The sequence below is a fragment of the Caldimonas sp. genome (assembly GCF_046289365.1).
Classification (GTDB): domain Bacteria; phylum Pseudomonadota; class Gammaproteobacteria; order Burkholderiales; family Burkholderiaceae_C; genus Caldimonas.
Genome location: NZ_JBKBVU010000149.1, coordinates 1 through 7,591, shown reverse-complemented (window position 1 = coordinate 7,591; position 7,591 = coordinate 1). Strand labels below are relative to the sequence as shown.

8 protein-coding genes are annotated in these 7,591 nt (G+C 68.6%); 3 read left to right on the top strand and 5 right to left on the bottom strand.

Features of this window, described 5'->3' with window-relative positions; translation table 11 throughout:
- The 3 genes from coaBC to ACK42S_RS13295 form a co-directional block, all read right to left on the bottom strand.
- Positions 1–924: bifunctional phosphopantothenoylcysteine decarboxylase/phosphopantothenate--cysteine ligase CoaBC (coaBC, locus tag ACK42S_RS13305; protein WP_409708313.1), on the bottom strand; the 924-nt coding region annotated here is incomplete at its 3' end.
- 7 nt (positions 925–931) lie between these two features.
- Positions 932–1,087, bottom strand: a complete 156-nt coding sequence (locus ACK42S_RS13300; RefSeq protein WP_409708310.1) for a hypothetical protein — start codon at positions 1,085–1,087, stop codon at positions 932–934.
- Between the two features lie 336 nt (positions 1,088–1,423).
- On the bottom strand, positions 1,424–1,579 hold the full coding sequence (locus ACK42S_RS13295) for a hypothetical protein (protein WP_409708307.1): 156 nt from the start codon (positions 1,577–1,579) through the stop codon (positions 1,424–1,426).
- A gap of 244 nt (positions 1,580–1,823) precedes the next feature.
- Here ACK42S_RS13295 and ACK42S_RS13290 point away from each other — a divergent pair, with 244 nt between their 5' ends.
- Genes ACK42S_RS13290 through ACK42S_RS13280 form a run of 3 tightly spaced genes read left to right on the top strand, consistent with a single transcriptional unit; the run spans position 1,824 to position 4,766 of the window.
- Positions 1,824–2,384, top strand: coding sequence for a GbsR/MarR family transcriptional regulator (locus ACK42S_RS13290; protein WP_409708304.1), 561 nt, complete (start codon positions 1,824–1,826; stop codon positions 2,382–2,384).
- 28 nt (positions 2,385–2,412) lie between these two features.
- Positions 2,413–3,774 (top strand): cytochrome ubiquinol oxidase subunit I, encoded by a 1,362-nt coding sequence (locus ACK42S_RS13285; RefSeq protein ID WP_409708301.1) that lies wholly within the window; start codon positions 2,413–2,415, stop codon positions 3,772–3,774.
- The gene (locus ACK42S_RS13280) at positions 3,771–4,766 is read left to right on the top strand and encodes a cytochrome d ubiquinol oxidase subunit II (RefSeq protein ID WP_409708298.1); all 996 of its coding nucleotides are present in this window, start codon (positions 3,771–3,773) and stop codon (positions 4,764–4,766) included. Before ACK42S_RS13285 ends, ACK42S_RS13280 begins: the two co-directional genes overlap by 4 nt.
- Before the next feature lie 7 nt (positions 4,767–4,773).
- Here the strand turns inward: ACK42S_RS13280 and ACK42S_RS13275 are convergent, their stop codons facing one another.
- Both ACK42S_RS13275 and alaS read right to left on the bottom strand, forming a co-directional pair.
- Positions 4,774–5,382 carry an NMCC_0638 family (lipo)protein gene (locus tag ACK42S_RS13275; protein ID WP_409708295.1) on the bottom strand — a complete coding sequence of 203 codons (609 nt, stop codon included), beginning with the start codon at positions 5,380–5,382 and terminating at the stop codon, positions 4,774–4,776.
- A 13-nt stretch (positions 5,383–5,395) separates the two neighbouring features.
- On the bottom strand, positions 5,396–7,591 hold a 2,196-nt coding region (gene alaS / locus ACK42S_RS13270; protein WP_409708292.1), incomplete at its 5' end, for an alanine--tRNA ligase.

Genomic DNA, 7,591 nt, shown 5'->3' with positions numbered 1-7,591 from the left:
GTTCAGCGCCGGGCACTGGCCCGAGTCGTCCTTCTTGAGCTTGTGCTCGGCCGCCTGGGCGGGCCGCCAGTCGGCCACCGCGGCCGTGGCGATGAACACATCCTGCGACGACACCACCGACATCACCGCATCGAACATCTGCACGGCGCTGCGCACGTCGATGCGGCGCACGCCGCGCGGCGTGTCCAAGGCCACCAGGCCGGCCACCAGCGTGACCTCGGCTCCCGCCTCACGGGCCGCGCGCGCCAGGGCAAAGCCCATCTTGCCGCTGGACAGATTGGTGATGCCCCGCACCGGGTCGATGGCCTCGAAGGTCGGCCCTGCGGTGATCAGCACCCGTCGGCCCTGCAGCCGCTTGGGCTCGAAGAAGGCGACGATCTCCTCGAAGAGCTCCTGCGCCTCCAGCATGCGGCCGTCGCCGAACTCGCCGCAGGCCTGATCGCCGTGGGCCGGGCCCAGCAGCACAGCGCCATCGGCCACCACCTGGGCCACGTTGCGCCGGGTGGCCGGATGCGACCACATCTCGCGGTTCATCGCCGGCGCCAGCAACAACGGGCAGGGCTTTTCGCCCACGCCCCAGGGGCGGGCCAGACACATCAGGCTGATGAAGTCATCGGCACGGCCATGCGCCAGCGCAGCGATGCAGTCGGCACTGGCCGGCGCGATCACGATGGCATCGGCCCCTCGGGTGAGGTTGATGTGCGCCATGTTGTTGGGCTCTCGCGCGTCCCAGGGGCTCGTGACCACCGGCTGGCCCGACAGAGCTTGCATCGTCACCGCCGTGATGAAACGCTCGGCGCTCTCGCTCATCACCACCCTCACCGAGGCACCGGCCTTGACGAGCAGGCGCACGAGTTCAGCGCTCTTGTAGCAGGCCACGCCGCCCGACAGGGCCAGCACGAGGCTGCGGCCCTGCAGGGCCAGGGAAGGGTCAGATTTCACGGGCGGAGATGGTGTACTTGAAGCGGTTGGGATCGAGCGGATCGTAACGGCCCTGGGCATGCTCGGCTTGCGGGTACATCAAAAAGCCCAGGCGCAGGCCGTCCGAGCCGGGCGGGGCCACGTCGTGCGCGGTGTCGTAGGCCATTGAGATGCCTTACCAGCCACCGATCGGTGGGTTGCAGGCCGAAGCGCAACGTGGCGGGGTCTATGGACACCCGCGATGGGCGTTGCCAATCGACGGCCCGGTCGCGGGTGAGGAGCACGCGGCTCACCTCGACCACCGGGGCCGGCACCGAGGCCTCGAAGCGGCGTTGCGCCCGGGCCGTCGTCAGCACGCCGAGCCCGAGCACGGCCGGGCGCAATCCCCGTAGCCCATCGGCGGCGGTACACGAAGCCTTGAACCATGGTCCCCTTTCCAGAAACAGAAACGCAACAAGCCTCGACGAGGCCGATTATCGGCCCTGGCGCAGCAGGAGTTCGATCAGTTCACGGTGGTGGGCAGCACGCGCGGCGTCCACGCTTTGGCGGCCGAGCCATCGCAGCCCATCAGCGCCGGCAGCGCCTGCGGAATTTCGCGATAGAACAGATCCCCGACCCAGAAGGACCGCACCTTGACCTCGCCCTCCTGGTGGCTCACGGCCACACCGCCTACCCCTGGTCGGCACGGCTCTCGGCCAGGCGCAGCAAGGCCAGCGGCGGGTCGTCAGGGCAGGATGGGACGCAGCGGTCTGCCCAGGCATTCCGGACGGCAGGAACGAGCCTGGATGATCCGCAGCCCAGGTCCATACCCGATCGTGCCCCTGGGTCTTTGCAAATTTTCAGAAATTACTGAAATTTCAGACGATACTTGAGCCATCTCAAGCCTTCCCCGAACCGCCCCCATGAACAGCATGACCCCCCTGGTGCGCAGCTTCGTCGCCCACTTCGGGGAGATGGGCAGCCGCTGGGGCATCAACCGCACCGTGGGGCAGATCTATGCGCTGATCTTCGTCTCGCCCCGCCCGCTCCATGCCGACGAGATCGCCGAGCGGCTGGAGTTCTCGCGCTCCAACGTCAGCATGGGCCTGAAGGAACTGCAGGCTTGGCGGTTGGTGAAGCTCAGGCACCTCAGCGGCGACCGCCGCGAGTACTTCGAGGCGCCCTCCGACGCCTGGGAGATCTTCCGCACCCTGGCCGAAGAACGCCGCCGCCGCGAGATCGAGCCCACGCTGTCGATGCTGCGCAATGCCTTGCTGGAGGAACCCACGCATGAAGAGGACCGCTTCGCCCAGGAGCGCATGAAGGGCATGCACGACCTGATCGAGCTGCTGACCACCTGGTTCGACGACGTGCAGCGCATGGATGCCCAGACGCTGGCCCAGTTGATGAAGATGGGCTCGCGTGTGGGCAAGCTGCTCGAGTACACCGGCAAGCTGCGCCCGCAAGGCGCCCTGCCCCGCTGATCCCCCCAAGCCCACCGCGCCCCACGCCATGGATGCCCTCCTCCTCGCCCGGCTGCAGTTCGCGGCCAACATCACCTTCCACATCCTCTTTCCCACGATCACGATCGCGCTGTGCTGGGTCCTGCTTTTCTTCCGCTGGCGCTGGCTGCGCACGCAGGATGCGGCCTGGCTCGGCGCTTACCGTTTCTGGACCAAGGTCTTCGCGCTGAGCTTTGCGCTCGGGGTGGTCTCGGGCATCACGATGAGCTTCCAGTTCGGCACCAACTGGCCGGGCTTCATGGAGCGGGTGGGCAACATCGCCGGCCCGCTGCTGGGCTATGAGGTGCTCACCGCCTTCTTCCTCGAAGCCACCTTCCTGGGCGTGATGCTCTTCGGCCACGGCAAGGTGAGCGAACGGGTGCACCTGCTGGCCACCTTCCTCGTGGCCCTGGGCACGACGATGAGCGCCTTCTGGATCCTCAGCCTCAACTCCTGGATGCAGACACCTGCCGGCTACGAGATCATCGATGGCGAGTTCCACGTGAGGAGCTGGGCCGAGGTGGTCTTCAACCCCTCCTTCCCCTACCGGCTGAGCCACATGCTGCTGGCCTCGGGGCTGACAGTGGCCTTCCTGCTGGCCGGCCTGAGCGCCTGGCAGGTGCTCAAGGGCAAGGCCAACGCCTCCACGCCCAAGGTGATGCGCACCGGGCTCACGCTGGGCGCGGTGCTCATCCCGCTGCAAATCTTCGTGGGGGATCTGCACGGCCTGAACACGTTGCAGCACCAGCCGCAGAAGATCGCGGCGATGGAAGGCGTGTGGGAGACCGAACGCGGCGCGCCGCTGTTGCTGTTCGCCTGGCCCGACGAGGCCACGCGCAGCAACCGCTTCGAGCTGGGCATCCCCAAAGGCGCGAGCCTCATCCTCACGCACGAGCTCGACGGCGAGATCCGTGGCCTGAACGAATTCATCGGCTCGCATCCGCCGGTGGCGCCGGTCTTCTTCGGCTTTCGCATCATGGTGGGCACGGGCATGTTGATGCTCTTGATGAGCTGGCTGGGCTGGTGGATGCTGCGCCGGCGCGGCTGGGTGCCGCAACGGCTGCCGCGCGGCCTGCTGTGGGGCCTGACCGCGATGAGCTTCTCCGGCTGGGTGGCCACGGTGGCCGGTTGGTACGTCACCGAGATCGGCCGCCAGCCCTACATCGTGCAGGGCCTGCTGCGTACATCCGAGGTGGTGTCGAGCACGCCCGCGCCGATGATCGCACTGACCCTGGCCGCCTACGTGACCGTCTATCTGGCGCTCATCGTCGCCTACGTGGGCGTGCTGGCTCACATGGCCGGCAAGCCCATCGACGCCCCGGTGCGCTATGCCAGCACCCGCCCAACCCAGGCTGCAAAGGCCCACTCATGAGCTTCGACGACACCCTGCCTCTGATCTTCATGGCCGTGATGGGCCTGGCCATGCTCGCCTATGTCGTGCTCGACGGCTTCGACCTGGGCGTGGGCATGCTGATGCACCGCGCCACCCCCGAGCAGAAAGACGTGATGGTCTCGTCCATCGGCCCCTTCTGGGACGCCAACGAGACCTGGCTCGTGCTGGGCGTGGGCATCCTGCTCATCGCCTTCCCCAAGGCCCATGGCATCGTGCTCACGGCCCTGTACCTGCCCGTGGCGGTGATGCTGATCGGCCTGATCCTGCGCGGCGTGGCCTTCGACTTCCGCGTGAAGGCCCAGGACGAACACAAGCCGTTGTGGAACCGTGCTTTCTTCGCCGGCTCGATGATGGCCTCGCTGGCCCAGGGCTGGATGCTGGGGCGCTACATCACCGGCTTTGCCGAAGGTTGGCAGTTCACCGCCTTTGCCGCGGCCATCGCGGTCTCGCTGGCCACGGCCTATGTGCTGCTGGGCGCCACCTGGTTGATCATGAAGACCGAAGGCGAGCTGCAGGCCCGTGCGGCCGGTTGGGCCCGGCTGGCCTGGCTGCCGGTGGTGCTGGGCATGGCGCTGATCTCGCTGGCCACCCCCTGGGTGAGCGAGACGGTGCGCGGCCGCTGGTTCACGATGCCCGGGTTCATCGCGCTGCTGCCCATCCCGCTGGTGACCGCCGCCGCGCTCATCACGCTGCGCGTGCTGCTGAACTCCCCGCGGGTCCTGGGCCGCCTGTGCTGGGTGCCCTTCACGCTGGTGGTGGCGGTGTTCGTGCTGGGCTTCTTCGGCCTGGCCTACAGCCTCTACCCCTATGTGGTGATGGACCGGCTCACGATCTGGGAAGCTGCCAGCGCGCCCGCGTCGCTGAAGGTGATCCTGTTCGGCACGGCGTTGACCGTGCCGGCCATCGTCGGCTACACCGTCTTCGCCTACCGGGTGTTCTGGGGCAAGGCGCGGGAGCTGACCTACGCCTGAGCCAAGCTCAGCGTCTTGGCAGCCCGTCGGGGTCGGACGCCGGCCCGGCGGGCGGCACCCGCGAGAGCTGAAGCACCTGGGCGGCAGGGGTATCGGTCAGCGTCGTGACCGAGCCCAGGCCCAGGTCCATCGAGCCGCCCACGCGGCGGTAGCGGGCCTGCCACTGGCGGCGCCAGGCCCCGGCGCGCTCGATGTGGCGCTCGAACTGCACCTGCACACGGGCCCCGCCGCTGCTGAGTTGGCCGATGGCCTGCTGCAAGGCCAGAAAGACCGCCGGCCCGATGCTGCGCTCGGCCCACACGGTGCAGGCCCCATCGGTGGTGGTGGCGAGCATCACGGCCCCGTCGGGGCTGCGCAGCACGGCGCCCGCGCGGCCGGCCAGCAAGGCCCCCACTTCGGGAAAGATCGGATCCAGCGGGTCGAAGCCCCGGGTGAGCGCCCAGTCCATCACCGGCACCGGCTCGCCCTCGTGGGCCACGCAACCCTCGACGAACCAGCGCACCACCTCGGCCGGAGCAGCCTCCCGCGACGGGGTGGACACCTGGGCCCCGACGCTGCAGGCGCCGGCCACGGACAGCACCGCGGCCAGGGCTGCACGGCGCCGGCAAGCCGTCACGGCCCTGCCGTCCTCAGACCCGCTCGGCCACCCAGGCCTGCACCGAGGCCAGGGCCTGGGGCAGCCGGCTGGCGTCCGTGCCGCCGGCCATCGCCAGGTCAGGCTTGCCGCCGCCCTTGCCGCCCACCTGCTGGGCCACGAAGTTCACCAGCTCGCCGGCCTTGAGCTTGGCCGTGTTGTCGCTCGTCACGCCGGCAGCCAGCTGGACCTTGCCGCCGTCCACGGCTGCCAGCACGATCGCGGCCGTCTTGAGCTTGTCCTTGAGCTTGTCCATGGTCTCGCGCAGGGTCCGGGCGTCGGCACCGTCCAGGGTGGCGGCCAGCACGCGAATGCCCTTGACGTCGACCGCCCGCGACAGCAGTTCATCGCCCTGGGCCGAAGCCAGCTTGCCCTTGAGCGAGGCCAGTTCCTTCTCGAGCGAACGCACTTGCTCGAGCACCTGGGCCACGCGCTGGGGCACCTCGGTCGGCGTGGCCTTGAGCGTGCCGGCCAGTTGGGTCACGGTGGACTCCAGCCCCTGCAGGTAAGCCAGTGCATTCTCGCCGGTCACCGCCTCGATGCGTCGCACGCCGGCGGCCACGCCCCCTTCGGCCACGATCTTGAACAGGCCGATGTCGCCGGTGCGGGCCACATGGGTGCCCCCGCACAGCTCGCGACTCGTCCCGATGTCCAGCACGCGCACCTGGTCGCCGTACTTCTCGCCGAAAAGCATCACCGCCCCGAGTTTCTGGGCCTCCTCGATGGGCATGACGCGCGCCCGCGTATCGGCGTTGGCCAGAATCTCGGCGTTGACCAAGGCCTCGATGCGCCGGATCTGCTCGGGCGTCAGCGGCGCATGGTGGGCGAAATCGAAGCGCGTGCGTTCGGCATTGACCAGCGAGCCCTTTTGCTGCACATGCTCGCCCAGCACCTCGCGCAATGCCTTGTGCATCAGGTGGGTCGCGCTGTGGTTACGCATCGTGCGGGCGCGGCGCTCGCCGTCCACCCGGGCATCGATCAGGTCCCCCACCCGGATCTCGCCTTCCACCACCCGGCCGTGGTGACCGAAGACATCAGCCTGGATCTTCTGGGTGTCCTCGACGAGGAAGCGCGAGGTCTTGTTGCGCAGCTCGCCGGTGTCGCCCACCTGGCCGCCGGATTCGGCATAGAACGGCGTGTGGTCCAGCACGATCACCGCGTCGTCGCCGGCGCGGGCGCTGGCCACCGAAGTGCCGTCGACATAGACGGCCGTGACCCGGGCCCCCTCGTGCACCAGGCGCTCATAGCCGTGGAAGGTGGTCGGCGCACCGCGGTAGTCCAGTCCGGCGGCCATCTTGAACTTGCCCGCCGCACGGGCCTGCTCGCGCTGGCGTGCCATGGCCGCCTCGAAGCCGGCCACATCCACCGTCACGCCCCGCTCGCGGCATACGTCGGCGGTGAGGTCCAGCGGGAAGCCGTAGGTGTCGTGCAACTTGAAAGCGAGTTCACCATCGAGCTGCTTTACGCCGCCGGCCAGCGCGCCTTCGAGGATCTCCATGCCATGCGCAATCGTCTGGAAGAAGCGCTCCTCCTCCTGCTTGAGCACCTCGGTGATGCGCGCCTCGTGCTGGCGCAGCTCGGGGTAAGCCTCGCCCATCTGGTTCACCAGCTCGCGCACGATGCGATGGAAGAACGGCGCACGCGCACCGAGCTTGTAGCCATGCCGGATGGCGCGGCGCGCGATGCGGCGCAGCACGTAGCCGCGGCCTTCGTTGCCGGGGATCACTCCGTCGGCCACCGTGAACGCGCAGGCGCGGATGTGGTCGGCGATCACCTTGAGCGACGCAGACTCCTTGTCGCAGTCCCCGGCGCCGGCGGCGTCCACGGCCTGCTTGGCCGCCGCCAGCAGCGCCACGAAGAGGTCGATCTCGTAGTTCGAGTGCACGCCCTGCAGCACCGCGGCGATGCGCTCCAGCCCCATGCCGGTGTCCACGCTGGGCTTGGGCAGCGGGTGCATCTGGCCGTCCTCGGTGCGGTTGAACTGCATGAAGACGTTGTTCCAGATCTCGATGTAGCGGTCGCCGTCCTCGTCGGGGCTGCCCGGCGGGCCGCCGGGGATGCCTTCGCCGTGGTCGTAGAAAATTTCGGTGCACGGGCCGCAGGGGCCCGTGTCGCCCATCATCCAGAAGGTGTCGGAGGCGTAGCGCGCGCCCTTGTTGTCGCCGATGCGCACGATGCGCTCGGCCGGCAC